This is a genomic window from Pluralibacter gergoviae ATCC 33028 = NBRC 105706, from assembly GCF_001598855.1.
Lineage (GTDB): Bacteria > Pseudomonadota > Gammaproteobacteria > Enterobacterales > Enterobacteriaceae > Pluralibacter > Pluralibacter gergoviae.
The window spans coordinates 41,465-68,028 of record NZ_BCZS01000024.1 but is presented as its reverse complement, the minus strand read 5'-3'; the positions used below and the strand labels follow the sequence as shown (position 1 = coordinate 68,028).

26 protein-coding genes are annotated in these 26,564 nt (G+C 59.9%); 15 read left to right on the top strand and 11 right to left on the bottom strand.

Annotation, left to right across the window (positions count from 1 at the left end; translation table 11 throughout):
- The first annotated feature begins 1 nt into the window (after position 1).
- From sapC to osmB, 9 genes are all read left to right on the top strand, one after another.
- Entirely contained in the window at positions 2–892 is an 891-nt protein-coding gene (gene sapC / locus ENGE1_RS19995; protein WP_048252552.1) for a putrescine export ABC transporter permease SapC, read from the top strand.
- Positions 892–1,884, top strand: coding sequence for a putrescine export ABC transporter ATP-binding protein SapD (gene sapD / locus ENGE1_RS19990; RefSeq protein WP_043084314.1), 993 nt, complete (start codon positions 892–894; stop codon positions 1,882–1,884). Before sapC ends, sapD begins: the two co-directional genes overlap by 1 nt.
- A gap of 1 nt (position 1,885) precedes the next feature.
- Positions 1,886–2,692, top strand: coding sequence for a putrescine export ABC transporter ATP-binding protein SapF (sapF, locus tag ENGE1_RS19985; RefSeq protein WP_043084315.1), 807 nt, complete (start codon positions 1,886–1,888; stop codon positions 2,690–2,692).
- Positions 2,693–2,813: 121 nt separating this feature from the next.
- Positions 2,814–3,602, top strand: coding sequence for an enoyl-ACP reductase FabI (fabI, locus tag ENGE1_RS19980; protein ID WP_043084316.1), 789 nt, complete (start codon positions 2,814–2,816; stop codon positions 3,600–3,602).
- A gap of 156 nt (positions 3,603–3,758) precedes the next feature.
- Positions 3,759–4,901 (top strand): CMD domain-containing protein, encoded by a 1,143-nt coding sequence (locus tag ENGE1_RS19975; RefSeq protein WP_048252551.1) that lies wholly within the window; start codon positions 3,759–3,761, stop codon positions 4,899–4,901.
- A gap of 81 nt (positions 4,902–4,982) precedes the next feature.
- The gene (locus ENGE1_RS19970; RefSeq protein WP_043084318.1) at positions 4,983–6,920 is read left to right on the top strand and encodes an exoribonuclease II; all 1,938 of its coding nucleotides are present in this window, start codon (positions 4,983–4,985) and stop codon (positions 6,918–6,920) included.
- Positions 6,921–7,089: 169 nt separating this feature from the next.
- A complete protein-coding gene (yciZ, locus tag ENGE1_RS19965; RefSeq protein WP_043084319.1) occupies positions 7,090–7,272 on the top strand; it encodes a protein YciZ/DeoL in 183 nt (60 codons plus the stop codon).
- A 19-nt stretch (positions 7,273–7,291) separates the two neighbouring features.
- Positions 7,292–8,041, top strand: a complete 750-nt coding sequence (gene yciT, locus ENGE1_RS19960; protein ID WP_048252550.1) for a DNA-binding transcriptional regulator YciT — start codon at positions 7,292–7,294, stop codon at positions 8,039–8,041.
- A 271-nt stretch (positions 8,042–8,312) separates the two neighbouring features.
- Positions 8,313–8,531 carry an osmotically-inducible lipoprotein OsmB gene (osmB, locus tag ENGE1_RS19955; protein ID WP_043084321.1) on the top strand — a complete coding sequence of 73 codons (219 nt, stop codon included), beginning with the start codon at positions 8,313–8,315 and terminating at the stop codon, positions 8,529–8,531.
- Positions 8,532–8,588: 57 nt separating this feature from the next.
- On the opposite strand, the gene yciH is transcribed toward osmB, so the two are convergent.
- The 6 genes from yciH to pgpB all read right to left on the bottom strand — a co-directional run bounded on the left by yciH (position 8,589) and on the right by pgpB (position 13,177).
- Positions 8,589–8,915 (bottom strand): stress response translation initiation inhibitor YciH, encoded by a 327-nt coding sequence (gene yciH, locus ENGE1_RS19950; protein ID WP_043084322.1) that lies wholly within the window; start codon positions 8,913–8,915, stop codon positions 8,589–8,591.
- A 9-nt stretch (positions 8,916–8,924) separates the two neighbouring features.
- Positions 8,925–9,641, bottom strand: a complete 717-nt coding sequence (gene pyrF / locus ENGE1_RS19945) for an orotidine-5'-phosphate decarboxylase (RefSeq protein ID WP_048252549.1) — start codon at positions 9,639–9,641, stop codon at positions 8,925–8,927.
- Positions 9,642–9,807: 166 nt separating this feature from the next.
- The gene (locus tag ENGE1_RS19940; RefSeq protein ID WP_225823564.1) at positions 9,808–10,578 is read right to left on the bottom strand and encodes a DUF1460 domain-containing protein; all 771 of its coding nucleotides are present in this window, start codon (positions 10,576–10,578) and stop codon (positions 9,808–9,810) included.
- Between the two features lie 198 nt (positions 10,579–10,776).
- Positions 10,777–11,946 (bottom strand): lipopolysaccharide assembly protein LapB, encoded by a 1,170-nt coding sequence (lapB, locus tag ENGE1_RS19935; protein ID WP_043084327.1) that lies wholly within the window; start codon positions 11,944–11,946, stop codon positions 10,777–10,779.
- A gap of 6 nt (positions 11,947–11,952) precedes the next feature.
- Entirely contained in the window at positions 11,953–12,261 is a 309-nt protein-coding gene (locus ENGE1_RS19930) for a LapA family protein (RefSeq protein WP_045288967.1), read from the bottom strand.
- Positions 12,262–12,418: 157 nt separating this feature from the next.
- On the bottom strand, positions 12,419–13,177 hold the full coding sequence (gene pgpB / locus ENGE1_RS19925; protein ID WP_043084332.1) for a phosphatidylglycerophosphatase B: 759 nt from the start codon (positions 13,175–13,177) through the stop codon (positions 12,419–12,421).
- 177 nt (positions 13,178–13,354) lie between these two features.
- Here pgpB and ribA point away from each other — a divergent pair, with 177 nt between their 5' ends.
- Positions 13,355–13,945 carry a GTP cyclohydrolase II gene (ribA, locus tag ENGE1_RS19920; protein WP_043084334.1) on the top strand — a complete coding sequence of 197 codons (591 nt, stop codon included), beginning with the start codon at positions 13,355–13,357 and terminating at the stop codon, positions 13,943–13,945.
- 38 nt (positions 13,946–13,983) lie between these two features.
- Here ribA and acnA read toward each other — a convergent pair whose 3' ends face one another.
- The gene (gene acnA / locus ENGE1_RS19915) at positions 13,984–16,659 is read right to left on the bottom strand and encodes an aconitate hydratase AcnA (protein ID WP_064360675.1); all 2,676 of its coding nucleotides are present in this window, start codon (positions 16,657–16,659) and stop codon (positions 13,984–13,986) included.
- Positions 16,660–16,833: 174 nt separating this feature from the next.
- On the opposite strand from acnA, the gene ENGE1_RS28580 reads away from it, so the two are divergent.
- On the top strand, positions 16,834–16,995 hold the full coding sequence (locus tag ENGE1_RS28580) for a hypothetical protein (protein WP_155407595.1): 162 nt from the start codon (positions 16,834–16,836) through the stop codon (positions 16,993–16,995).
- A gap of 31 nt (positions 16,996–17,026) precedes the next feature.
- Positions 17,027–18,103, top strand: a complete 1,077-nt coding sequence (locus ENGE1_RS19910; protein WP_053075544.1) for a glycosyltransferase family 8 protein — start codon at positions 17,027–17,029, stop codon at positions 18,101–18,103.
- A 6-nt stretch (positions 18,104–18,109) separates the two neighbouring features.
- Here ENGE1_RS19910 and cysB read toward each other — a convergent pair whose 3' ends face one another.
- Both cysB and topA read right to left on the bottom strand, forming a co-directional pair.
- Positions 18,110–19,084: an HTH-type transcriptional regulator CysB gene (gene cysB / locus ENGE1_RS19905; RefSeq protein ID WP_043084338.1), complete on the bottom strand. Its 975-nt coding sequence runs from the start codon at positions 19,082–19,084 to the stop codon at positions 18,110–18,112.
- 166 nt (positions 19,085–19,250) lie between these two features.
- The gene (topA, locus tag ENGE1_RS19900) at positions 19,251–21,848 is read right to left on the bottom strand and encodes a type I DNA topoisomerase (protein ID WP_043084341.1); all 2,598 of its coding nucleotides are present in this window, start codon (positions 21,846–21,848) and stop codon (positions 19,251–19,253) included.
- 423 nt (positions 21,849–22,271) lie between these two features.
- Between topA and ENGE1_RS19895 the strand changes: the two genes are divergently transcribed.
- On the top strand, positions 22,272–22,523 hold the full coding sequence (locus tag ENGE1_RS19895; RefSeq protein WP_043084343.1) for a YciN family protein: 252 nt from the start codon (positions 22,272–22,274) through the stop codon (positions 22,521–22,523).
- 54 nt (positions 22,524–22,577) lie between these two features.
- Here the strand turns inward: ENGE1_RS19895 and sohB are convergent, their stop codons facing one another.
- Entirely contained in the window at positions 22,578–23,627 is a 1,050-nt protein-coding gene (gene sohB, locus ENGE1_RS19890) for a protease SohB (RefSeq protein WP_043084344.1), read from the bottom strand.
- Between the two features lie 246 nt (positions 23,628–23,873).
- On the opposite strand from sohB, the gene ENGE1_RS19885 reads away from it, so the two are divergent.
- Positions 23,874–24,632: a YciK family oxidoreductase gene (locus ENGE1_RS19885; RefSeq protein WP_048252544.1), complete on the top strand. Its 759-nt coding sequence runs from the start codon at positions 23,874–23,876 to the stop codon at positions 24,630–24,632.
- A complete protein-coding gene (gene cobO / locus ENGE1_RS19880; RefSeq protein ID WP_043084347.1) occupies positions 24,629–25,219 on the top strand; it encodes a cob(I)yrinic acid a,c-diamide adenosyltransferase in 591 nt (196 codons plus the stop codon). Before ENGE1_RS19885 ends, cobO begins: the two co-directional genes overlap by 4 nt.
- Before the next feature lie 157 nt (positions 25,220–25,376).
- Here the strand turns inward: cobO and rluB are convergent, their stop codons facing one another.
- On the bottom strand, positions 25,377–26,276 hold the full coding sequence (gene rluB, locus ENGE1_RS19875; RefSeq protein WP_043084348.1) for a 23S rRNA pseudouridine(2605) synthase RluB: 900 nt from the start codon (positions 26,274–26,276) through the stop codon (positions 25,377–25,379).
- Between the last annotated feature and the right edge of the window lie 288 nt (positions 26,277–26,564).

Genomic DNA, 26,564 nt, shown 5'->3' with positions numbered 1-26,564 from the left:
TATGCCCTACGATAGCGTCTATCAGGAGAAGCGTCCGGCGGGCGTGCTGCGCACCGTCTGGCGCAAATTTTACGGCGACGCCGTGGCGATGGTCGGCCTGTACGGCTGCGGCGCCCTGGTGCTGCTGTGCGTGTTCGGCGGCTGGTTCGCACCCTACGGCATCGACCAGCAGTTCCTCGGCTATCAGCTGCTGCCGCCGTCGTGGTCGCGCTATGGCGAGGTCTCCTTCTTTCTCGGCACCGACGATCTGGGCCGCGATGTGCTGAGCCGTCTGCTGAGCGGCGCGGCGCCTACCGTCGGCGGCGCCTTTGTGGTCACCCTCGGGGCCACCCTCTGCGGCCTGGTGCTGGGCGTGATCGCCGGCGCGACCCACGGCCTGCGCTCGGCGGTTCTCAACCATATTCTTGATACGCTGCTGTCGATCCCCTCGCTGCTGCTGGCGATTGTGGTGGTGGCCTTTGCCGGCCCGCACCTGGGCCACGCGATGTTCGCCGTCTGGCTGGCGCTGCTGCCGCGGATGGTGCGTTCGGTCTACAGCATGGTGCACGACGAGCTGGAAAAAGAGTACGTGGTGGCCGCCCGCCTCGACGGCGCGACGACCCTGAATATCCTCTGGTTCGCGATTATGCCCAACATCGCCGCCGGCATGGTGACCGAGATAACCCGCGCCCTGTCGATGGCGATTCTCGATATTGCCGCGCTGGGCTTTCTTGACCTCGGCGCCCAGCTGCCCTCCCCGGAGTGGGGGGCGATGCTCGGCGACGCGCTGGAGCTGATTTACGTGGCGCCGTGGACGGTGATGCTGCCCGGCGGCGCTATCATGATTAGCGTGCTGCTGATTAACCTGCTCGGCGACGGTATTCGCCGGGCCATCAATGCCGGGGTGCAATAATGCCGCTACTGGATATCCGCAATCTGACCATTGAGTTTCGCACCGGCGAAGGCTGGGTGAAAGCCGTTGACCGCGTCAGTATGACCCTTAACGAAGGGGAAATTCGCGGTCTGGTGGGTGAATCCGGCTCGGGCAAGAGCCTGATCGCTAAAGCTATCTGCGGCGTGGCGAAAGACAACTGGCGCATCACCGCCGACAGGATGCGCTTTGACGACATCGATCTGCTGCGCCTGTCGAACCGCGAGCGCCGCCGCCTGGTCGGCCATAACGTGTCGATGATTTTCCAGGAGCCGCAGTCCTGCCTCGACCCTTCCGAGCGCATCAAGCGCCAGCTGCTGCAAAGCATTCCCGGCTGGACTTATAAGGGCCGCTGGTGGCAGCGCTTCGGCTGGCGCAAGCGCCGGGCCATTGAGCTGCTGCATCGAGTCGGGATCAAAGATCACCGCGATATCATGCGCAGCTTCCCGTATGAGCTGACCGAGGGCGAATGTCAGAAGGTGATGATTGCCATTGCGCTGGCCAATAAGCCGCGCCTGCTGATTGCCGACGAACCCACCAACGCGATGGAGCCAACCACGCAGGCGCAGATCTTCCGCCTGCTGACGCGGCTTAACCAGAACAACAACACCACCATCCTGCTGATAAGCCACGACCTGCAGATGCTGAGCCACTGGGCGGATAAGATAAACGTCATGTACTGCGGCCAGACCGTAGAGAGCGCCCCGAGCGAGGATCTGGTGACCGTTCCACATCATCCCTACACTCAGGCGCTGATCCGCGCGATACCGGACTTCGGCAGCCCGATGCCGCACAAGAGCCGCCTGAATACGCTCTCCGGCGCTATTCCGCTGCTGGAGTCGCTGCCCATCGGCTGTCGCCTGGGGCCGCGCTGCCCGTATGCCCAGCGCGAGTGTATCGTCACGCCGCGGCTCACCGGGGCAAGAAACCATCTGTACGCCTGTCATTTCCCGCTGAACATGGAGAGAGAGTGAGATGGTTGAAACCCTGCTCGAAGTCCGCAATCTGAGTAAAACCTTCCGCTATCGCACCGGGCTGTTCCACCGCCAGCACGTCGAGGCGGTGAAGCCGGTGAGCTTTACGCTGCGCGAAAAGCAGACCCTGGCGATCATCGGCGAAAACGGCTCCGGCAAGTCGACGCTGGCCAAGATGCTGGCGGGCATGATCGAGCCGAGCGGCGGCGAAATACTGATCGACGATCATCCGCTGAAGTACGGCGACTACGCCTTTCGCAGCCAGCGCATCCGCATGATTTTCCAGGATCCGTCGACGTCGTTTAATCCGCGCCAGCGCATTTCACAGATCCTCGATTTTCCGCTGCGCCTCAATACCGAACTGGACGCCGAGGCGCGGCGCAAGCACATTATCGAAACCCTGCGCATCGTCGGCCTGCTGCCGGACCACGTTAGCTACTATCCGCACATGTTCGCGCCAGGCCAGAAGCAGCGCCTGGGGCTGGCCAGGGCGCTCATCCTGCGGCCGAAAGTGATTGTCGCCGATGAGGCCCTGGCCTCGCTGGACATGTCGATGCGCTCCCAGCTGGTGAACATGATGCTGGAGTTGCAGGAAAAGCATAACCTGAGCTACATCTATGTGACTCAGCATTTAGGTATGATGAAGCACATCAGCGACCAGGTGATGGTGATGCATCAGGGCGAAGTCGTGGAGCGCGGCAGCACCGCCGACGTGCTGGCTTCGCCGCTGCACGATCTTACCAAACGGCTTATCGCTGGCCACTTTGGCGAAGCGCTGACCGCCGACGCGTGGCGAAAAGATCGTTAAGTGCTTGCCGGCAGTGGTCGGATTAACGCTCCCGGCGACTCTATGCTAGAATCGCCACGTTTAACGACGGCTGGCTATAATTCGTACAGCCGCTACAACAATGACATAAGGATTAAAAGCTATGGGTTTTCTTTCCGGTAAGCGCATTCTGATTACTGGCCTTGCCAGCAAACTGTCCATCGCCTGGGGTATCGCGCAGGCGATGCACCGTGAAGGCGCTGAACTGGCGTTCACCTATCAGAACGACAAGCTGAAGGGCCGCGTTGAAGAGTTCGCCGCTCAGCTGGGTTCCAGCATCGTGCTGGAGTGCGACGTTGCCAAAGATGAGAGCATCGACGCGCTGTTTGCCGATCTGAGCAAAACCTGGCCGAAATTTGACGGTTTCGTTCACTCCATCGGCTTTGCCCCTGCGGATCAGCTGGATGGCGACTATGTGAATGCGGTAACCCGCGAAGGCTTTAAAATTGCACATGACATCAGCACTTACAGCTTTGTTGCGCTGGCAAAAGCCTGCCGCAGCATGCTGAACCCGAACTCCGCCCTGCTGACCCTCTCCTATCTGGGGGCCGAGCGCGCCATCCCGAACTACAACGTGATGGGCCTGGCGAAAGCCTCGCTGGAAGCTAACGTCCGCTATATGGCGAACGCGATGGGCCCGGAAGGCGTGCGCGTCAATGCCATCTCCGCGGGTCCGATCCGCACCCTGGCGGCATCCGGCATCAAAGACTTCCGTAAAATGCTCGCGCATTGCGAAGCCGTCACCCCGATTCGCCGCACCGTGACCACAGAAGATGTGGGTAACACTGCGGCCTTCCTCTGCTCCGATCTCTCTGCCGGTATCTGCGGTGAAGTTCTGCACGTAGACGGCGGTTTCAGCATCGCTGCGATGAACGAGCTTGAGCTGAAGTAAGTTCGTCCGCGCCCTGCTCATGCAGGGCGCTTATCATTTCAAATTATTTCATTATTCCTCCGCGTTATTTGTTATCACCTATCAATATTTTCCCCTGCTCCCGCCTTGCGTCAGGATAGCTCTCCATAAGCGAAACGACGTTCAGAAGGAACTCATATGGAGCAACGCCGCGTTTACGGCAAAAGCCAGTGGTATCATGAAACCCAGTCCCGCCAGCAGGCAGCGGATGTTCTGCCGCTGGTACCGGAAGCCGCGCACGTTCGCGATCGCTTTCTGCTGGATCTGGCCCTTCCCGTCCCCGTTATTGCCGAAGCCGGCCCCTGGCTTTCGCAAGCGCGCAGCCTCGCGCAGGCGCTGATGCCCGATGAGGTTACCCCGACCCGGCTGCACACGTTTAGCACCTATGAGCGCCTCAGCACGGCGCTGACGGTAGCGCAGGTATGCGGTATTCAGCGCCTCTGTAACCACTATGCCGCCCGCCTCGCGCCGCTTCCCGGCCCGGATTCCTCCCGCGAGAGCAACTACCGGCTGGCGCAGATCACCCAGTATGCACGCCAGCTTGCTGCCTCACCGTCGGTCATCACCCCGCAGTCGCGCCAGCAGCTGCGCGACGTGGGGCTGTCGGCGCCGGATATTGTGCTGATCACCCAGATAGTCGGCTTCACCGCCTGGCAGGCGCGGGTCATCGCCGCCGGGCACGCCCTGCTTGGCCTGCCCGTGCGCTGGATCCCCGGGATGCCAGTGCAGGACGACGCCGACGCCGCGCCCTTCAGCTGCCGTACCTGCCGCTGGATAGCGGATGAATCGCTGGCCAAAGAGCAGCCGCCCGGCGATACCCGGCATCCGCCGGAGGTCACCGCCTTTCTGCAGCCGCTGGTGCCGCTGCTGGCCTGGGACAAGCCGCTGATGTTGACGCTCTCCGGGCTGCTGGCGCGCTTTGACGACGAGCGGCTGACGATCCTCGCCGCGCTGGTCGCGGCGCGGATTAACGGCAGCGTAAGCTGTTTCAACGCCCTGGCGTCCCGCCAAACGGAAGACGCCAGCCTGATGAATGCGATTCGCCAGGGCGACCCCGCCCTGCGCCAGTGGCTGCATCAGCACCCGGACGACGGCGCCATCATTCAGGCGGCCCAGCTGCTGACCCGCGCCCCGGACCGGTTCAGCGCCGGGCAGTTCACGGCGCTGACAGAACAGGGCCTCTCCGTCAGCCAGACTTTCGGTCTGCTGGCGTGGTGCGGCCTTAGCGGATGGCTCAACCGCCTGAGAATCGGCCTTGGTGACACCGAAGCGGTTGCGTAAAAGGGTTAAAGAGCGCTTGCTGACGGGGGGAATATCGCGTAAAACTGTCAGCCGCTCATCCAGCCACGAAAACAGATTATTATGCTTCAGGACAATCCGCTGCTCGCGCAGTTAAAACAGCAACTTCATTCCCAGACTCCCCGCGCTGAAGGGGTCGTTAAAGGCACCGAAAAGGGCTTCGGATTTCTCGAAGTCGATGCCCAGAAAAGCTATTTCATTCCGCCGCCGCAGATGAAGAAAGTGATGCACGGCGACCGCATTATTGCCGTCATCCACAGCGAGAAAGACAAAGAGAGCGCGGAGCCGGAAGAGCTGGTCGAGCCCTTCCTGACCCGCTTCGTCGGCCGCGTTCAGCGTAAAGACGATCGCCTGTCTATTGTCCCGGATCATCCGCTGCTGAAGGACGCTATCCCCTGCCGCGCCGCCCGCGGCGTCGAGCACGATTTTAAAGAGGGTGACTGGGCCGTTGCGGAAATGCGCCGTCACCCGCTGAAGGGCGACCGCAGTTTCTACGCGGAGCTGACCCAGTTCATTACCTACGGCGAAGACCACTTCGTGCCGTGGTGGGTGACCCTGGCGCGCCATAACCTGGAAAAAGAGGCGCCGGACGGTATAGCCACCGAAATGCAGGATGAAGGCCTTGAGCGCCGCGACCTGACCGGCCTCGACTTTGTCACCATCGACAGCGCCAGCACCGAAGATATGGATGATGCGCTGTACGCGGAAGAAGCGGCCGACGGCCGGCTGCACCTGACCGTCGCCATTGCCGATCCAACGGCGTGGATTGTCGAAGGCAGCAAGCTGGATAAAGCGGCGAAGGTTCGCTCCTTCACCAACTATCTGCCGGGCTTCAATATCCCGATGCTGCCGCGCGAGCTGTCTGACGACCTCTGCTCGCTGCGCGCCAACGAGCCGCGCCCGGTGCTGGCCTGCCGGATGATTATCGACGCCGACGGCGCCATTGCCGATGACATTGAATTTTTTGCCGCCACCATCGAATCGAAGGCGAAGCTGGCCTACGACAGCGTCTCCGACTGGCTGGAAGGCAACGGCGGCTGGACGCCGCCGGGCGACGCCATTGCGGCGCAGATCACGCTGCTGGCGCGCATCTGCGCCCTGCGCGGCGAGTGGCGCCACAATCACGCTCTGGTATTTAAAGACCGGCCGGACTACCGCTTCGTGCTGGGCGAAAAAGGCGAAGTGCTGGATATCGTCGCCGAACCGCGCCGCATCGCTAACCGCATCGTTGAAGAGTCAATGATCGCCGCCAACATCTGCGCCGCCCGCGTGCTGCGCGACAAGCTCGGCTTCGGTATCTACAACGTGCACACCGGCTTTGACGCGGCGAAAACGGAACAGCTGGCCGAGCTGCTGAAGACCCACGATGTTCACGTTGACGCCCAGGAAGTGCTGACCCTCAACGGCTTCTGCAAGCTGCGCCGCGAGCTGGACGCCATGCCGTCCGGCTTCCTCGACAGCCGCATTCGCCGCTTCCAGTCCTTCGCGGAAATCAGCGTTGAGCCGGGCCCGCACTTTGGCCTTGGTCTTGAGGCTTACGCCACCTGGACCTCGCCTATCCGCAAATACGGCGACATGGTCAACCACCGCCTGCTGAAGGCGATCATCAAAGGGGAATCTCCGGCCCGCCCGCAGGACGATATTACCGTACAGATGGCCGAGCGCCGCCGCGCCAATCGTATGGCGGAGCGCGACGTGGCCGACTGGCTGTATGCCCGCTTCCTGAAGGATAAAGCCGGCACCGATACCCGCTTCAGCGCAGAAATCATCGATATCAGCCGCGGCGGTATGCGCGTGCGGCTGGTGGATAACGGCGCGGTGGCCTTTATTCCGGCGCCCTTTATCCACGCGGTGCGCGACGAGCTGGTCTGCAGCCAGGAGAACGGTACCGTGCAGATCAAAGGTGAAACGGCCTACCGGGTCAGCGACGTGATTGACGTCACCATCGCCGAAGTACGCATGGAAACCCGCAGCGTCATCGCCCGGCCTTTCAGGGCCTAAGCGGCACGGCGTGGCTACCAGTCGTTAGCCACGCCGTCCGCGCTTTGCGTTTTTTTGATTAATAACGGCGTTTTTGACCATCACCTCTGACCAGCCGCCAATTTCTGCTTCTCTTTTTCCATCATTTTTTGCATCATTGATTTTTATTAATTTCCTTGCGGGATAATTTATGTCCAATTTAGATGCTCGTCAGTTAGCCCAGCGGATTGATATTGTGCTGGATATTCTGGTTGGTGGCGATCACCAGTCGGCAATCAAAAATCTGGAAATCCTCAAGGCGGAGCTGCTGGAACAGGTTGCCAACCCGCAGGATAATAGATCCGCGCAGCCCAAGTCGCCCTGGGAAATTTAACCGCCGCCGCGAAACGAATATGAACACCCGACAACAGTCTATTTTGCAAATGGTGATCGACAAAGGCCGCATGAGCGTTGTCGATCTTGCCCATATGACCGGCGTTTCTGAGGTCACCATCCGCCAGGATCTCAATCTGCTGGAAAAACAGAGTTTCCTGCGCCGCACCCACGGCTTCGCGGTACCCATCGACAGCGAAGACGTTGAGACCCGCATGATGAATAATTTCGCCCTCAAGCGCGAGCTGGCGGAATTTGCCGCCTCTCAGGTTAGCGCGGGCGAAACGGTATTTATTGAAAACGGCAGCAGCAACGCCCTGCTCGCCCGCGTGCTGGCCGCGCAACCGGATATCACCATTATCACCGTCAGCAGCTATATTGCGCACCTGCTCAAGGAGCAGCCTGCGCAGGTTATTTTGCTTGGCGGCATCTACCAGAAGAAAAGTGAAAGCATGGTGGGCCCGCTGACCCGGCAGTGTATTCAGCAGGTGCATTTCAGTAAGGCGTTTATCGGCGTCGACGGCTGGCGGCCTGAGACCGGCTTCACCTGCCGGGATATGATGCGCGCAGACGTAGTTAACGCGGTGCTGGACAAAGGCTGCGAGGCAATCGTGCTCAGCGACAGCTCAAAATTCGGCGCCGTGCACCCCTATCCTTTTGCCCCGGCACAAAAATTCAGCCGGGTCATCACCGACGATGGGATCGCCCGGGAGATGCAGCAGCAGCTCCTGGCGAGCGGCCTGCAGGTCAATATTGTTCCCCGCCCCTGAAACGATACCTCTGCGACGCAGAGGTATCCCGAAGCACTCCGCCATATTTTGACATATCCAGATTCTTCCGAGCCCGTAATTAAGAGTTTTTAACCTCCTTCATTGTGTGGACTGCCTTACAATTCTTATTAGCGATATGACAGGAAGTGACTATCACTTGCGTGATTTGAGCAACACCTGCGCAGATAGCTCGGTATGCACACAGAGTTTTTATAGCGTTACGCTAAACTTGAGGTGCTGTCCGGAAATTGTTCATTCAGGAGAGAAAATTATGATGTTAATAAGTAAAAAAATGACCGCATCGCTGTTAGCAGTAACTTTAGCAATGTCTCTGAGCGCCTGCGGGCACTGGTCGAAACGCGACCGTAATACGGCGCTCGGCGCAGGCGCGGGCGCAGTCGGTGGCGCCGTGCTGACCGACGGCAGCACCCTTGGCACTCTCGGCGGCGCCGCCGTCGGCGGTATTATCGGCCATCAGGTTGGTAAATAATCGCTCCACCTGCTATGTGAAATATAAGGGCCACGGCAATCCGTGGCTCTTTTGCTTTTAGCCGCCCGCCAGCTTAACCTTCATCCCTTTGGTCTCCAGCAGCGATTTAATCAGCTCGCGCTTGTCGCCCTGAATTTCAATCACGCCCTCTTTGACCGATCCGCCGCAGCCGCACTTCTTTTTCAGCTCGGCGGCGAGCGTCGCCAGCGCGGCGTCGTCGGCGTCAATACCGGTTATCAGGCACACGCCTTTCCCTTTGCGGCCGCTGGTCTGGCGCTGGATGCGCACGATACCGTCGCCTTTTGGCCGCGCGGGCGCGGCTTTTGGCTCGTCAATGCGCCCGCTCTCCGTAGAGTAGACCAGGCGGCTGTTGGAATCGCTCATATCGGCTCCTTAGGCGAGAGAGGCGTTAATATCGCGCAGCGTCTGCGCCGGATCGGCCGACTGGGTCACCGGGCGGCCAATTACCATATAGTCCACGCCGGCCGCTTTCGCGTCCCGGGGCGTCATAATGCGGCGCTGATCGCCCGCCTCGCTGCCGGCCGGACGAATGCCCGGCGTCACCAGCCGGAACGCCTGGCCGCGCTCCTGCTTCATACGCACCGCTTCCTGCGCCGAACAGACCACGCCGTCGAGGCCGCAGCGCTGGGTGAGCGCCGCCAGCCTGAGCGCGTACTCTGCCGGTGACAGCGTCACGCCCAGGTCCTGCAGATCGCTGGCTTCCATGCTGGTCAGCACCGTCACCGCAATCAGCAGCGGCGCATCCTTGCCAAACGGCAGGAGCGCTTCGCGGGCTGCCGTCATCATGCGCGCGCCGCCGCAAGCGTGGACATTGACCATCCATACGCCCAGGTCGGCGGCGGCGGCCACGGCGTGCGCCGTCGTGTTCGGAATATCGTGAAACTTCAGGTCGAGGAATACATCAAAACCGCGCTGCTGCAGCGCCTGCACAAACCCGGGACCAAAGCGGGTAAACATCTCTTTGCCAACCTTCAGGCGGCAGTCGCGCGGCTCAATGCGGTCGACGAAAGCCAGCGCGCTGTCTTTGTCGCGGTAATCAAGCGCAACGACAACGGGAGAGGAAGTCACAATTCGGGATTCAGACGTCATGTTCAGACCTTGTTGTTGGGGCCGGACCGGCGGAAAAAGGGCAAACGGCGTGCATTCTACCCGCGACGGGACAAAATGAACAGGCCGTTCCCCCTGCTCTTTGACTGGCCGGGATTGATAAACAGAGATCGCTTAATTCTCGCCCGGGCGATGAAAGAATCAGAGGCTACGGTGAACGCAGTACCACGATGCCGGGCTTCTGGCGAACGTAGGCCAGAAAAGGTGAATCCATCACCTTGCGCTCAGCGGCGAGCGATGAGGCGTCGCGAAACCACAGCTGGCCATCGTGGCGTACCACGATGCCGACGTGGGTCACGTCCAGCCCCGCCAGCGGGGAGTAGATCCCCACGTAGTCGCCCTCTTTTAGTTTTTCGATCACGCCGGCGTCGACCGCCCGGCCCGGAATATAGTTAATCGTGCGCGGGCGAATGCCCAGCCCCGGAATAAATTTGCCGCCGCCGGGGCGCAGGTTAAGCCGCTTTTGCGCCGTGCGGTAGCGCGGGCTGAGAAGCGGGGTAATATCTGCGGCGTTGCGCGGCTGCGTGGCGAACCAGTCGCTGAAGAAATGGCGGCGGCTGAGGTAGCCGACGCGGCCGCCGACGTAGCGTATGCGGGCCAGATTTTGCAGAAAGCTCTGCCGGTCGCGGCTGCGGCTCAGGGCTTCGACGTAATCGACGTAGGTGAAGCAGTCCACGCCACTGAAGTCGGCGACCAGCGCCTCCGGCGTGTCGGGACCGCCGATGAGGGTACCGGCCCGATAGCGGGTGCCGAGAAACGCGGCGGAAACGCGGCCGAGGGTTGTTCCGTGGGGCTCGCCCGCCCAGGGAAGAACCCGGGTGGCCACAATGCGCGTAACCTGATTCGCCGTCTGCGGATCCATAGCAATACCGGCCCCGCGCGCGGTGCCGACCAGCGCAAGCATCAGCAGTAGCAGCATTTTCCCTACAGGTCGTTTCATCCCGTCCTCCGCACGCCAGTGTAGCGCATAACTCTGCAGAAATTATTTCGGAATGAAACTAAATGCGCAGGCCGCCCGTCGGCCCTTTTCGCCCTGCAGAAAAAACGCGGCACAAGGCCTGAGCTGGAGCAGAAGCATATAAGTATGTTGTAACTAAAATGGGCGTTTTTTATAAAATTACTGTCCGTCGAGGCCGCGAATCGGCTTAACGGTGGACCACGCCCGGCACGACGGGCAGTGCCAGTAGAGGGTGTAGGCCGTGAAGCCGCACTTCGTGCAGCGGTAGCGCGGCTTGCTGCGCACCTGCTCGCCGACCATATCGCGCAGCACGCCCAGGCTCTCCTTGGCGCGGCCCTCTTCCGCTTCGCTGAGGTGATAGTCCATCAGTTTGTGGAAAACGCGCATGGTCGGATGCTGCTGCAGCTGGCGGGTGATGTAGGTCTGGGCGGCATCGACGCCCTGACGCTGCTCGAGCAGCTGCGCCAGCATCAGCTCGGCGGTCGCCCCGGTGTTCTCTTCCACGGCGCGGCGCAGGAAGTGCTCCCACTCCGCCTCTTTGCCCAGTTGCTGGTAGCAGGTCTGAAGCATCTCCAGGGTTTCGCTGACCATCTCGCGGTCCTGATCGATGACCCGCTGCAGGCACTCCACGGCTTTGCCGTAGTCGCCCTTGCTCATCCATACCCGGCCCATCATGATGGAGATACGCGCGCTGCTGCTGTCCGCCGAGGCGCCCTTGCGCAGCAGCACCATCGCCTTATCCATTTCGCCGTTGCCCATCTGCTGCAGCGCCAGTTCGCACCAGAAATTGGCTATCTCCAGGCGGTGATTCTCTTTGCCAAGCTTGACCAGCCGCTCGGCGACCTCGATGGCCTTCTGCCAGTCGCTGGTGGCCTGATAAATTTGCAGCAGCTGCTGCATAGCGCCAATGCGAAATTCGGTTTCATCCACCAGCTGGCTGAACATATCTTCAGCGCGATCGTACAGGCCGGCGGCCATGTAATCCTTGCCCAACTGCTGGATCGCCAGCAGGCGCTGGTCATAGGTGAGCGACGCGCTCTCCATCAGGGTCTGGTGAATGCGGATAGCGCGGTCAACTTCGCCGCGCGAGCGGAACAGATTGCCGAGAGTAAGATGGGCCTCAACGGTGCCGGTGTCTTCCTTCAGCATGTCGAGGAACAGGTCAACCGCCTTATCCTGCTGGTTACTCAGCAGGAAGTTCATCCCCGCGACGTAATCGCGCGAAAGGCGGCTGGCGTCTTCCTGTTTAGACTGTTGTGCACTTCTGCGGCCCATGTACCAGCCGTAAGCGGCAGCAACGGGCAACAGCAGAAACAGCAGTTCCAGCATAAAGTCTTATTCCTTCACCGCAGGGACTGCCGGCGCGGGTGAAGCGGGAACGACAGGAGAAATTTGCTGCTCCAGGCGCTTGATTTTGCGATCGGCGCGCATCAGCGAGACGCGCACGCGCAGCCAGAACATACCGCACACCAGCCAGCCGATAGCAAAGCCGGCGGCGAAGAGTAAGGCCAGCAGCGTGGAGATACGAAACTCTCCCTGAGCGAGGAGATAGTTGAACGTGACCTGCTGATCGTTCTGGGCCCCGAGGGTGACAGAGATAATAAAAATCGCTAACACCAGTAAGAAAATCAGAAAATATTTCACATTACTTCCCGTCATGTGGTTAGTGCGAAAAGAGAATATTCGGCCGACCAATTCAAGCTTTATAAAATACCATTTTCGCTACTGGGGTGAAACTGGCATAAGTGCTGCATTGTGCGGATTTATGGGCGTCAGCGCCCTAAATCAACCGTTGGCATGATTATTCAGCACGTTCTCGTATATCGCTGGCCTCTTCCGGCGGCGGCGTTAACGGACCGCAGAGCTTTCGCGTAAGCCAGGTCGCCAGCGTCACTAAAAGCCAGGAGACGATCGTCGAGGCAATCAGATCCCGCGGCCAGTGCATGCCCAGCACCAGGCGGCTACCCATCACCGCGGTCGCCCACGCAAGCAGCAGCACAATAGTGAACGTGCGCCGACGCGGCCACAGCAACCCTACCGCCAGCAGCGCCCAGCTGGCGACAAACATGGTATGCCCGGAAGGAAACGCATATCCGGTTTCGAACTGCCAGTGCTTACGCAGGTAAAGCGGCAGTGAATCCATATCGGCCAGCTGCCGTTCCACCAGCGCACCGCGCTGCTTGCGCTTTAAAGCATAGAACTCATCCACCGGCACCTGCTTATTTTTCTCAAGCCAGACCACAAACGGCCGCGGCTCCTGCACGCTCTTTTTGACGTAGGACTTAACGCTCTGCCCGAGCAGAATCACCCCGGCCAGAATGGCAAAGAGGACAATGGCGGCCTTAAGCCGGAAGCGCAGGCACCAGAGAAACCAGCCGAACAGCAGCACGTGAGTAATGACGCCCCACGGCTCGGTAACCGTTTCGGTGATCCAGTAGAACATTTTCAGGCCCCAGCCGCCCGGCTCCGGCTGCCAGGTCCAGCCTGAAACCCAAACCGCAACGGGCATAACAAGCAGCAGCGCCGCACCGGCGGCAGTACGTCTGGCAATCGACAGCATTTTCTCTCCTTTTACATAAGCATCACAATCATAACTGAAAATAATCACGGCGGTAAAAAATACCGAATTGTGCGCTTATAGCGCAGTCGTTCGCCTGCAATTAGGCGAAGACCGGGCCTTGTGGCAAAATATCGCAAACAGAAGGCCAATGCATGCCGCTTTACTCTGGAGAATTTCATGCAGCTTAACCGTGTGGCAGAAGCCAAACTGCCAACCCCCTGGGGCGATTTCCTGATGGTGGGCTTTGAAGAACTGGCAACCGGCAAGGACCACGTGGCCCTTGTTTTTGGCGATATTTCCGGCAGTACGCCCGTACTGGCGCGCGTTCACTCCGAATGTCTCACCGGCGATGCGCTGTTCAGCCTGCGCTGCGACTGCGGCTTTCAGCTGGAGGCCGCGCTGAGCCACATCGCCGAAGAGGGCCGCGGCGCGCTGATCTATCACCGCCAGGAGGGCCGTAATATCGGCCTGCTGAATAAGATCCGCGCCTATGCGCTGCAGGATCAGGGTTACGACACGGTCGAGGCCAACCACCAGCTCGGTTTTGCCGCCGACGAGCGCGATTTCACTCTCTGCGCAGATATGTTTAAGCTGCTGGGAATCGATGAAGTGCGCCTGCTGACCAACAATCCGCGCAAAGTGGAGATTCTGTCCGAGGCGGGGATCAATATCGTGGAGCGGGTTCCGCTGATTGTCGGACGGAACCCGAATAATGAGCACTATCTGGATACCAAAGCGGCCAAAATGGGCCACCTGCTCAAAAAATAACCCCTCCAGCCCGGCGGCCTGACCGCCGGGCCGATGCGTTACTTCAGCATATTGCGGATCACGTAGTGCAGGATCCCGTCATTCTGGTAGTAAGTCAGCTCCGTTGCCGTATCAATCCGGCAGCGGCATTCCAGCGTCTCCTGCGTACCGTCGGCGCGGGTCAGCACAACCGCAATAGTGCCGCCCGGCTGCAGAGCCTGCAGATTGCTGACGTCAATCTTCTCTTCTCCGGTGAGATTCAGCGTTTTACGGCTGACGCCCTGCGGGAATTCCAGCGGCAGAATGCCCATGCCGATCAGATTTGAGCGGTGGATACGCTCAAATGATTCGGCGATCACCACCCGCACGCCCAGCAGGCGCGGCCCTTTGGCCGCCCAGTCGCGGCTTGAGCCTGAGCCGTACTCCTTGCCGGCGATGACCGCCAGCGGCGTGCCCTCCTGCTGATAGCGCATCGCCGCATCGTAGATGGAGATCGCTTCCGTCCCCGGCAGATGGCGGGTCATACCGCCCTCCACGCCCGGCACCATTTCGTTGCGAATGCGGATATTGGCGAAAGTACCGCGCATCATCACTTCATGGTTGCCGCGGCGGGAGCCGTAGGAGTTGAAGTCCCCGCGCTCAACGCCGTGATCCATCAGATAGCGGCCCGCCGGGCTGTCCGGCTTAATGCTGCCCGCCGGAGAGATGTGGTCGGTGGTGACCGAATCGCCGAGCATGGCGAGAATGCGCGCGCCGTGGATATCCTCAACCGCATCCGGCTCGGGGCCCATCTCGTCAAAGAACGGCGACAGGCGGATGTAGGTCGAGTCCTGCTGCCAGCCGTAGGTGTCGGAGTCCTGCACCTGAATCGCCTTCCACTCCGGCGTCCCCTCGAACACCTCGGCGTACTCCTTGCGGAACATGTCGGTAGAAACCTCTTTCACCGCGGCGGCGATCTCCTGGGCGCTCGGCCAGATATCTTTCAGGTAGACAGGATTGCCGTCGCGATCGTTGCCGAGCGGATCGCGCATCAGGTTGACGTTCATGTTACCCGCCAGCGCATAGGCCACCACCAGCGGCGGCGACGCCAGCCAGTTGGTTTTCACCAGCGGATGGATGCGGCCTTCAAAATTGCGGTTACCGGAAAGCACCGCGCCGACGGTCAGATCGCCCTTCTTGATCGCTGTCTCAATCGGTTCAGGGAGCGGACCGGAGTTGCCGATACAGGTGGTACAGCCGTAGCCCACCAGGTTGAAGCCCAGCTCGTCGAGATACGGCGTCAGCTTCGCGTGGGCCAGATAGTCAGAGACGACTTTAGAACCCGGCGCCAGCGAGGCCTTCACCCACGGCTGGCGGCCGAGGCCAGCTTCCACCGCTTTTTTCGCCAGCAGCCCGGCGGCCATCAGCACGCTGGGGTTAGAGGTGTTTGTGCACGACGTGATGGCGGCAATCACCACCGCGCCGTCCGGCAGCTGATACTGATGACCGTTCAGGGTATAGTCCACCGCCTGGCGATCTTTCTGCGCGGTGTTAAGCTCCAGCTCCGTGCTCTGAGCGAAAGCTTTCGGCACATCGCCCAGCGCCACGCGGTCCTGCGGGCGCTTCGGCCCGGCGAGGCTTGCCTCAACGTCGCCCATATCCAGCGCCAGGGTGCTGGTGAAGACCGGCTCATCGCCCGTATTGCGCCACAGCCCCTGCGCTTTGGCATACTTCTCGACCAGCTCAATCTGATCTTCGCTGCGCCCGCTGAGGCGCATGTAGTCGAGGGTTACCTCATCCAGCGGGAAGAAGCCGCAGGTGGCCCCGTACTCCGGCGCCATATTGGCAATGGTGGCGCGGTCCGCCAGCGGCAGCGCGTCGAGGCCGTCGCCGTAGAACTCAACAAATTTGCCCACCACGCCGTGCTTGCGCAGCATCTGGGTGACGGTCAGCACCAGGTCGGTGGCAGTGATGCCTTCGCGCAGTTTGCCGCTGAGTTTAAAGCCGACGACGTCAGGGATAAGCATCGATACCGGCTGGCCGAGCATAGCCGCTTCGGCTTCAATGCCGCCGACGCCCCAGCCCAGTACGCCGAGGCCGTTGATCATGGTGGTGTGCGAATCGGTCCCCACCAGCGTATCCGGGTAGGCGACCCATTCCTTATCCTGCAGTTCGCTCCACACGGCCTTACCGAGATACTCGAGGTTCACCTGGTGACAGATGCCGGTGCCCGGCGGAACCACGCTAAAGCGGCTGAAGGCCTGCTGGCCCCAGCGCAGAAAGACGTAGCGCTCGTGGTTGCGCTCCATTTCAAGGCGCACGTTTTCGGCAAAGGCATCGTCATCGCCGAAGTGGTCCACGGTCACCGAATGGTCAATCACCAGGTCAACCGGCGAGAGCGGGTTAACCTTCGCAGTATCGCCCCCGAGGCGCTTCACCGCTTCGCGCATGGCGGCCAGGTCGACCACGGCCGGGACGCCGGTAAAGTCCTGCATCAGCACGCGGGCCGGGCGATAGGCGATCTCGCGATCGGCATGGGCGTGCTGTAGCCAGCCCGCCAGCGCGCGAATGTCCTCTTCAGTGACCGAGTCACCGTCCTGCCAGCGCAGCAGGTTTTCCAGCAGCACTTTCAGCGATTTGGGCAGGCGGGAAATATCACCGAACTGTTTGGCGGCCAGCGGCAGGCTGTAATAGTGGTAGGTTTTTGCTTTCGCCTGCAGAGTGTCCTTGCTGGCTTCGCGTAGGGTTGACGACATAGCTCCTCCTTAATGGTGGGGAAACATGCCCTGATACTCCTCAGGGTCTGTTAATAAACATAACACATCCCGAACGTAACGTTTTGATAACAACTCAAATTGATAAAAATAACAATCCGCTTTTTTCAGATAGCACCTGGCGCGAGTTTATTAACTATTGAACCTGTAAAGCGTATGATTGCCCGGCAGGCGGCATCGTTGGCAAAAGACTTAAAGATAATTGCAAAATCAATGATTTCCCGTACTCATTACTCGGCTGCGAATTTTCACTTTAAAAACGAATTTCGCGCGCTGCCCGCGCTTTTTATCCGCCGCCCGCGTGCCGGCGTTATTTAATGTAAATTTACTGACGGAATTAGTAAAAGTTATGCTGTCATTTTGTCATTTAGTTAAAGAAACGATCGCTGTTGTCGAAGCCAGGCCCGATGACGGTAAAGAGATTGTCCACATTGCTTACGGGGCCGACATCAACTTTGCCCTCGGGACGGCCGTTTCTGCGGTCTCGGTATTGCACAATAGCCCGCAGGTGCTGCCGCATTTTCACCTCTTTACCGATCGGATTTCCGAAGACTTCATCGACAAGTTTCGCGCATACGGGCGGGAGCAGGCCTTCAGCATGACGGTGTACCTGGTCGATACCGACAAGCTGGCCGCGCTGCCGGTGAAGGCAAGATGGCCCAGCGCCATCTATTTCAGGATCGTCGCCATCGACTACCTGGCCAGCCGCGTCCCCCGCGTGCTCTATCTTGACTCGGATATCACCTGCTGCGCCGACATCGCGCCGTTGATTTCTGCCGATATTGGCGATAACGCCGTGGCCGCCTGTCTGGATATCGATTTTATTGACGAGGGCGATCGCGTTGCGAAGCTTAATGCGCCGGAGGTTCGGGGAAAATATTTCAATTCCGGGGTACTGCTGGTTAACACCCGGGCCTGGCAGGATCGAGATATCTCCGCCAGAATTGCCCGCGGACTGTGCGACCCGCAAATTAAAGACGCGCTGCTCTATTACGACCAGGATCTGATTAATATTGCCGTCGCAGGGCGGGTAACGTTTCTCGACGGGAAATATAATACGCAATATTCCCTCAACGACGAATATAAAGGGCCAGACAGCGCGCTGCCCGCGGATATTACGTTTCTTCATTATATCGGCGCAACCAAACCGTGGCATGAATGGGCAGAGCCCTACGCCAGCGCCGACTATTTCATGCGCTACAAAGCGTGCTCACCGTGGAAGTCGGTGCCGCTGGTTAAGCCCCATAAAAAAATACTCTGGCGCCACGCGCTGAAGCACGCCCGCCACCAGGGGAATATCGGCTCCTGTCTGAAGTACGCGACGGGTCTGGTCGGCATTAGCCTGAAAACGCTGCTGCAGCGCGCCGGCGGTAAAAAGCGCACCGACGCAGCGCAGCCGCTGCAAAACAGCAAGGCGCTGCGCTAGGCCCCGCTATTTCTCGGGAAGTTTAATGTCTTTAAACATCGCCTCAATGTCTTCATTCGAGCGCAGCGCCACGGCGGTATCGACCACATCGCGGGTCAGGTGCGGGGCGAAGCGCTGAATGAAGTCATACATGTAGCTGCGCAGGAAGGTGCTGCGGCGAAAGCCGATTTTGGTGGTACTGTGGCTGAACACGCCGTGGGCGTCGAGCTTGACCAGATCCGGATCGGAAACAGGATCGACGGCCATGCTGGCGATCACCCCGACCCCCAGCCCCAGCCGCACGTAGGTTTTGATGACGTCGGCGTCGGTGGCGGTAAAGACAATGCGCGGTGTCAGCCCGGCGCGGTTGAAGGCGGTATCCAGCTCGGAGCGGCCGGTAAAACCGAAGGTGTAGGTCACCAGCGGATACTGGGCCAGCTCCTCAATGGTGACGGACTCTTTTCCCGCCAGCGGATGCTCCGGAGTGACCACGATGGAGCGATTCCAGTGGTAGCACGGCAGCATCACCAGATCGTCATACAGATGCAGCGCTTCGGTGGCGATGGCAAAGTCGGCGTTGCCCTTCGATACCGCTTCCGCAATCTGCGTCGGCGAGCCCTGATGCATATGCAAAGAGACGCGCGGGTAGCGCTCGATAAAGCCTTTGATCACGCCCGGCAGCGCGTAGCGCGCCTGGGTATGGGTGGTAGCGACGTAGAGCGAGCCTTTATCGGGCCAGGTATGCTCTCCGGCTACGGATTTAATGGCATCGACTTTCGAAAGGACTTCCCTGGCAATGCGGATGATTTCCTGGCCGGCTGGCGTCACCTGGGTCAAATGCTTGCCGCTGCGGGCAAATATCTGGATACCCAGTTCATCTTCCAGCATCCGCACCTGTTTGCTGATGCCCGGCTGAGAAGTATACAAACCCTCGGCCGTTGACGATACATTGAGGTTATGGTTCACAACCTCAACGATATAACGAAGCTGCTGTAGTTTCATGACCGTTTTCCGCTGGTTTCACAAGCCGAAGCTTAATACGAATTTATAATAAGAATGGATGTTGCTATAACACTATAACATTTATGCAAGATGTGTATAGGTGTGAACAGGAAATAATGAAAAAGGGCCGCAGCGCGGCCCTTCAGGTTAACAGCATGAGAAAGCGCTATTTCTTCGCTTCCTGCCACTTGCCGTCAATGAAGAAAGCGGTCCAGCCGGTGGCCTTACCCTCTTTTTCCGATGACACATACTGCTGCTTGGTTTTACGGCTAAAGCGCACCAGCGTTTTATTGCCTTCCGGATCGGCCTGCGGCGCATCGGCCAGATAGCGCAGCTTCTCCGGCAGACGGTCGCGGAAGCGGTACAGCTCCTCCACCAGCGGCGCGCGGGTTTCGCGCGATTTCGGGAAGGTGTTGGCCGCCAGGAACACGCCCGCCGCGCCGTCGCGCAGCACGAAGTAGGCGTCTGACTTCTCGCACGGCAGCTCCGGCAGCGGCACCGGATCTTCCTTCGGCGGCGCCACTTCGCCGTTGCGCAGAATCTTGCGGGTGTTTTTACACTCGTCGTTGGTGCAGGCCATGTACTTGCCGAAGCGGCCCATTTTGAGGTGCATTTCGGAGCCGCACTTCTCGCACTCAACGATCGGCCCATCGTACCCCTTGATGCGGAACTCGCCCTCTTCGATTTCGTAGCCGTCGCAGGTCGGGTTATTGCCGCAGACGTGCAGCTTGCGCTTCGGATCGATGAGATAGCTGTCCATCGCCGTACCGCACTTCTTGCAGCGGCGCTTAGCGCGCAGGGCGTTGGTTTCGGCATCATCGCCCTCAAGCACGTTAAGAACTTCGTTCTCCGGAATGAGGTTGATGGTCGTTTTGCAGCGCTCTTTCGGCGGCAGCGCGTAGCCGGAGCAGCCGAGGAACACCCCGGTGCTGGCGGTGCGAATCCCCATCTTGCGCCCGCAGGTCGGGCAGTCGATGCTGGTCAGCACCATCGCGTTCGGCAGCATACCGCCCTCTTCCGGATCCTTTTCCGCCGTTTCCAGCTGGCGGGTAAAGTCGCCGAAGAAGTCGTCCAGCACGCTCTTCCATTCGGCCTGGTGGTTGGCCACCTGGTCGAGGCTGTTCTCCATCTGCGCGGTGAAGTCGTAGTTCATCAGCTCGCGGAAGTTGCCTTCCAGGCGGTCGGTAACGATCTCGCCCATTTTTTCCGCGTAGAAGCGGCGGCTCTCAACCCGGACATAGCCGCGATCCTGAATGGTCGAGATGATCGACGCATAGGTGGACGGCCGGCCGATGCCGCGTTTTTCCAGCTCTTTCACCAGCGAGGCTTCGCTAAAGCGCGCCGGCGGCTTGGTGAAGTGCTGCGCGGGCAGCAGCTCCACCAGCGACAGGCTGTCACCTTTGTTGACCGACGGCAGGGTGCGATCTTCATCGCCCTTGCGCAGCGCCGGCATCACTTTGGTCCAGCCGTCAAAGCGCAGGATGCGTCCGCGCGCCTTAAGGCGGAAGTCGCCGGCGCTGATGGTCAGCGTGGTGGAGTCGTACTGGGCCGGCGTCATCTGACAGGCCACGAACTGGCGCCAGATCAGCTGATACAGCTTCTGGGCGTCCGCTTCCATGTCTTTGAGCGTTTCGGCGAGCACCGCCACGTCGGAAGGACGAATCGCTTCGTGCGCTTCCTGCGAGTTCTCTTTGCTGGCGTACTGGTTAGCGCTCTCCGGCAGGTATTTCTTGCCGAAATTGTCGCCAATATAGCCGCGCACCATGCTGACCGCGTCCTGACTCAGGTTGGTGGAGTCGGTACGCATGTAGGTGATGTGCCCGGCCTCGTACAGACGCTGGGCCATCATCATCGTCTTCTTGACGCCGAAGCCCAGGCGAGTGCTGGCCGCCTGCTGCAGCGTCGAGGTGATAAACGGCGCACCGGGCTTGCTGCTGGTGGGCTTATCTTCCCGCTCGGCGACGGTGTAGCGCGCTTTCTCCAGCAGGCTGACGGCAGCCAGGGTTTCGTCGCGGGTGACCGGCCGGAACGGCTTGTCGTTCTGGTGGGTCACCGACAGCGGCAGCGCCTCGCCCGACGGCGTGGTGGTATTAGCGTCAATCTCCCAGAACTCTTCCGGGACAAAGGCTTTGATTTCGCGCTCGCGCTCGACCACCAGGCGCACCGCTACAGACTGTACGCGCCCCGCAGAGAGGCCGCGGGCAATCTTCTTCCACAGCAGCGGCGAGACCATGTAGCCGACCACGCGGTCGACAAAGCGTCTGGCCTGCTGAGCGTTTACCCGGTCGATATTCAGTTCGCCCGGCTTCTCAAACGCCTGACGAATCGCATTCTTGGTTATTTCGTTAAACACCACGCGGCTGTAGCGCGAGTCGTCACCGCCAATCACTTCCCGCAGGTGCCATGCAATGGCCTCCCCTTCGCGGTCAAGGTCGGTTGCGAGATAGATGTGGTCAGCCTTTTCGGCCAACTGTTTGAGCTCTGAAACTACCTTTTCTTTACCCGGAAGCACTTCGTAGTGCGCTTTCCAGTCGTGCCACGGGTCGACACCCATGCGATTGACCAGCGCGCCGCGTTCGTCCTTTTTCGGCTTCTTCGCCGTTTTGGTGGAGGCAGAGTCGGCGCTCTTTTTGCTTGCTGAGCCACTTGTCGGCAAATCGCGGATATGACCGACGCTGGATTTCACCACGTAGTCATTTCCCAGATACTTATTGATCGTTTTGGCTTTTGCCGGGGACTCAACGATAACGAGAGCTTTACCCATATTCACCTTTACCTGATTTTTCTTCTTCCAGAAATACGCGCAGCACTGGCGGCCTGCACATAGTTCGTACCTGAATCACCTTCCACTGGAGACAGCCAGGATGTTGCGGCAGCGTCAATGGATCTCAACCCCTTCACGACCGCATGCTCCAGAAGTATGCGTCAGCTCGCTGAGATTGCAGGGCTTTTTGTACCCGGCGATACAGCACGAAGAATTTTTGCTCGAATGTCAAGCAAATCTGTTGCCAGATCGCTGAAAGCGTCACACTGTACCTGATAAAATTCGTTACGCAACTTTATTAGCATGCAAACGCAATTCCCGCCAGCGGCTTGCCGTCGGCAAAAGCCCTGCTTTTGGCAGGGAAAATTTGCCCGCAAAGCCCGCGCGGCGTAGACTACGCGCCAGAGTGTTAAGGAGTCAATTATGCAGTCAACATCCCAACCTATCGATCGTCAGTCCCTGCTGGCATTAGCTAACCAGATGATCCGCGATCACGAAGATACGCTGAAGGGCATCGAGGCCACCGGCGTTGAGCAGCGCAACGGCGTGCTGGTGTTCAGCGGCGAATATTATCTCGATGAGCAGGGCCTGCCGACGCCGAAGAGCACCGCGGTGTTCAATATGTTTAAGTACCTGGCCCACGAACTTTCCGAAAAGTATCACCTGGCCGACTAAACAAAAAACGCGAGGCCCGGGCCTCGCGTTTTATTTCAGCGGCGTCAGCGGCTGTTACGCCATCGGCTTCTGCCCGCGCTGCCACCAGCGCATCAGCAGCCGGTCGGCGCTGTTGGCGGCGCTGCCGGTAAAGCGGTCCATCAGTTTTTTATGCCGCACGTAGCGCACGCTCAGCAGCTCATAGTCGTTCATCAGGCCCAGCAGCAGATCGTCGCTGGTGCCTACCTCATCGACCAGGCCATTATCCAGCGCCTGCTGCCCGTACCAGTGCTCGCCGGTGGCCACCAGCTCGATATCCAGCGCGGGGCGCATGCGGTGCACGAACGCCTTGAACAGGCGGTGAGTTTCGTTGAGATCTTCGCGGAACTTCTGCCGCCCCTCTTCGGTGTTCTCACCCAGCAGCGTCAGGGTCCGCTTGTACTGCCCCGCCGTGTGCAGCTCAATGTCGATATCCTTATTGCGCAGCAGACGGTTAAAGTTCGGCACCTGAGCGACAACGCCAATGGAGCCGATAATGGCAAACGGCGCGGCCACGATGCGGTTACCGACGCAGGCCATCATGTAGCCGCCGCTGGCCGCCACTTTATCCACCGCCACGGTCAGCGGGATCTGCTTGTCGCGCAGGCGCTGCAGCTGGGAAGCCGCCAGACCATAGCCGTGCACCACGCCGCCGGGGCTCTCGAGCCGCAGCACCGCGCGGTCCTGCGGCTTCGCCACCGCCAGCACGGCGCTAATCTCTTCGCGCAGACCGCCCACTTCGCGGGCATCCATGCTGCCCTTGAAGTCCAGCACCCAGACGCGAGGCTTCGCGGCGTCGTCGGCGCCCCCGCGCTTTGCCTTCGCTTTGGCGGCTTTCGCCTCCAGCTTGTGCTTTTTCTTCTGCGCCTTCAGCCACAGCTTCTGCTGCGGGCCGTCCAGCAGGGCGCTGCCTATCTCCTCCTGCATCTCCCTGTACTGTTCGCTGAGGTTGGTCACCCTCAGCTCACCGCGCTGCTTTTTGTTACGCTGAGAAAGATTGATAATAATGACGGCAATAGCCGCTATTGCGACGACAACCGTGACAATTTTCGCCAAAAACAACGCATATTCAGACAGTAGTTCCACGCTTCCACCTTGAAAAAAACACGTTCAGGCCGACCAGTGTACAACAGCCCCGGCGGCGCGTCTTGCCCGCACTGCCGCAGCTGCGAGGCGGATTCCTGAAATTTATCGTCGTGAAATGATTGCAAAATGTTAATGTTGCGCAAAGCGTCCGGCTGGCCGATTGAAACAGCGCGCTTTTTCAGGCATAAAGCCGAAAACTGAAACAAAACAGCAACGTGGTCCGCCGCAGGCCACAGGAGAGACTCCGTGCACTATCAACCGCAACGCGATCTGCTGCAAAATCGCACTATTCTTGTTACCGGCGCCAGCGACGGTATCGGCCGCGAGGCCGCCCTGACCTATGCGCGCTACGGGGCCCGCGTTATTTTACTCGGGCGCAGCGCGGACAAGCTGCGCGACGTGGCGCAGCAGATAGAGCGCGAGAGCGGCGTCGCCCCGCAGTGGTTCACCCTCGATCTGCTGACCTGCACGCCGCAGGAGTGCCAGCAGCTGGCGCAGAAAATCGCTATTCACGCACCGCACCTCGACGGCGTGCTGCATAACGCGGGCCTGCTCGGCGACGTGGCGCCGATGGACCGCCAGGATCCCGATGTCTGGCAGCAGGTGATGCAGGTCAACGTCAACGGTACTTTTATGCTGACTCAGGCGCTGCTTACTTTATTACTCAAGGCGGAATCCGGCTCGCTGGTGTTCACCACCTCCAGCGTTGGCCGCCAGGGCCGGGCCAACTGGGGCGCCTACTCGGTCTCCAAATTTGCCACCGAAGGCATGATGCAGGTGCTGGCGGAGGAGTATCAGGGCCGCCTGCGCGTCAACTGCATTAATCCCGGCGGCACCCGCACCGGCATGCGCGCCAGCGCCTTCCCGACGGAAGATCCGCTGAAGCTGAAGACGCCCGCCGAGATCATGCCGCTCTATCTATGGCTGATGGGCGACGACAGCCGCCGCAAAACCGGCGGCACCTACGACGCCCAGCCGGGCCGCAAACCGGGGATATCACAATGAGCAACGAACGCCACCGCGAGCGCCAGCAGCGCAGGAAGGAGAAAGTGGACGCCCGCATCGCCGACGCACAGGAGGAGCGCGGTATTCTGCTGGTACTGACCGGCAACGGTAAAGGTAAAACCACCGCCGCCTTCGGCACCGCCACCCGTGCGGTCGGCCACGGCAAAAAAGTCGGCGTCATCCAGTTTATTAAGGGCGAATGGCCCAACGGCGAGCGCAACCTGCTGGAACCGCACGGCGTGGAGTTTCAGGTAATGGCCACCGGCTTTACCTGGGAAACGCAGGATCGCGATAGCGATATCGCCGCCTGCCTCGACGTCTGGCGGCACGCCCGACGGATGCTCGCCGATCCGGCGCTGGATCTGGTGATCCTCGACGAGCTGACCTACATGGTGGCCTACGACTATCTGCCGCTGGAGGACGTGCTGAGCGCCCTGCGCGAGCGCCCGCATCACCAGACGGTTATCATCACCGGCCGCGGCTGCCACCGGGAAATTATCGAACTGGCCGACACGGTGAGCGAACTGCGCCCGGTGAAGCACGCGTTTGATGCGGGCATTAAGGCGCAGGTCGGGATTGATTACTGAAGTAAAACGGCGGCCGGCCCTTCACCGCCCTGATTGTCCATGACCGAGCGTTTACAGCACAAACGGGGTAATGAGGCGGAAACCTAACAAAACGGATGGTGACGGGGCTGGTTTAAAGCTCTGCCGGGCTGGCTCAAAGGCCTGCCCGGCTGCCGGATCAGGAACCGGTGCCGCTATTGCGGGTGCTGGCGCGGCGGCCGCCGCTGCGGGCAGGCTTGCTGCTGGTCTGGCCGTGACGCTTGACCGCCCGACGGATCTGGTTAGCCTTCATGCGGCGGCGGTCCTTTTCGACCGCCACTTTACTTTCGGTTTCCGGCTTCAGCTCCACCAGCTGGCGCAGGTAGTTTGTCTGGGCCAGGTCCAGCTCAGCGTAGCCGCCGCGCGGCAGGCCCTTCGGCAGATTAATGTCGCCGTAGCGCACGCGGATCAGGCGGCTGACCTGTACGCCAACCGCTTCCCACAGGCGGCGCACTTCGCGGTTGCGGCCTTCGGTCAGGGTAACGTTGTACCACTGGTTGATCCCTTCCCCGCCGGTAAACTTGATGGTTTTAAACGCCGCCGGGCCGTCTTCGAGCTGCACGCCGCGCGCCAGCTGGCGCACTTTGCTGTCGTCAATTTCGCCAAATACGCGCACCGCGTACTCGCGCTCAACTTCGCGGCTCGGGTGCATCAGGCGGTTCGCCAGTTCACCGTCGGTGGTAAACAGTAGCAGGCCGCAGGTATTGACGTCCAGGCGCCCTACCGCAATCCAGCGCGCGCCGCGCAGTTTAGGCAGGCGGTCGAAGACGGTCGGACGGCCTTCCGGATCGCTGCGGGTGCACAGCTCGCCTTCCGGCTTATAGTAGGCCAGCACGCGGCAAATCTGCTCAGCGGACTCTTTAACGGAGACAATGTGGCCGTCGATGCGGATTTTCAGGCCGGGGACAATTTCAACGCGATCGCCGAGGGTGGCTATTTTACCGTCGACGCTGACGCGTCCGGCTTCAATGATCGACTCAATTTCGCGGCGGGAGCCGTGGCCGGCGCGGGCCAGCACTTTCTGTAACTTCTCGCTCATAGAGCTTCCTTTTGGTGTCGCCTTCCCAGGCGTCTGGTATATATTTATTAATCAATGAGTTAATAATTTAATCTCATTAATCTTAATCGTGTTATCGCCGCGGCTGTGGCCGCCGCAGCGCTGCGTGGCCGCACAGTTTACATGAATTCCGGCGTAAATGATTCATCTCATTAACGGAGAAATGGGCGAATTATCCGCAGGGAGAGCGGAGCCAGCAGGAGAGGACAGAAATAAAGCAGCGCGGCAAAGGCCCTTAAGGAGCGGCGCGCTGCTCCTTAAGGCGAGCCT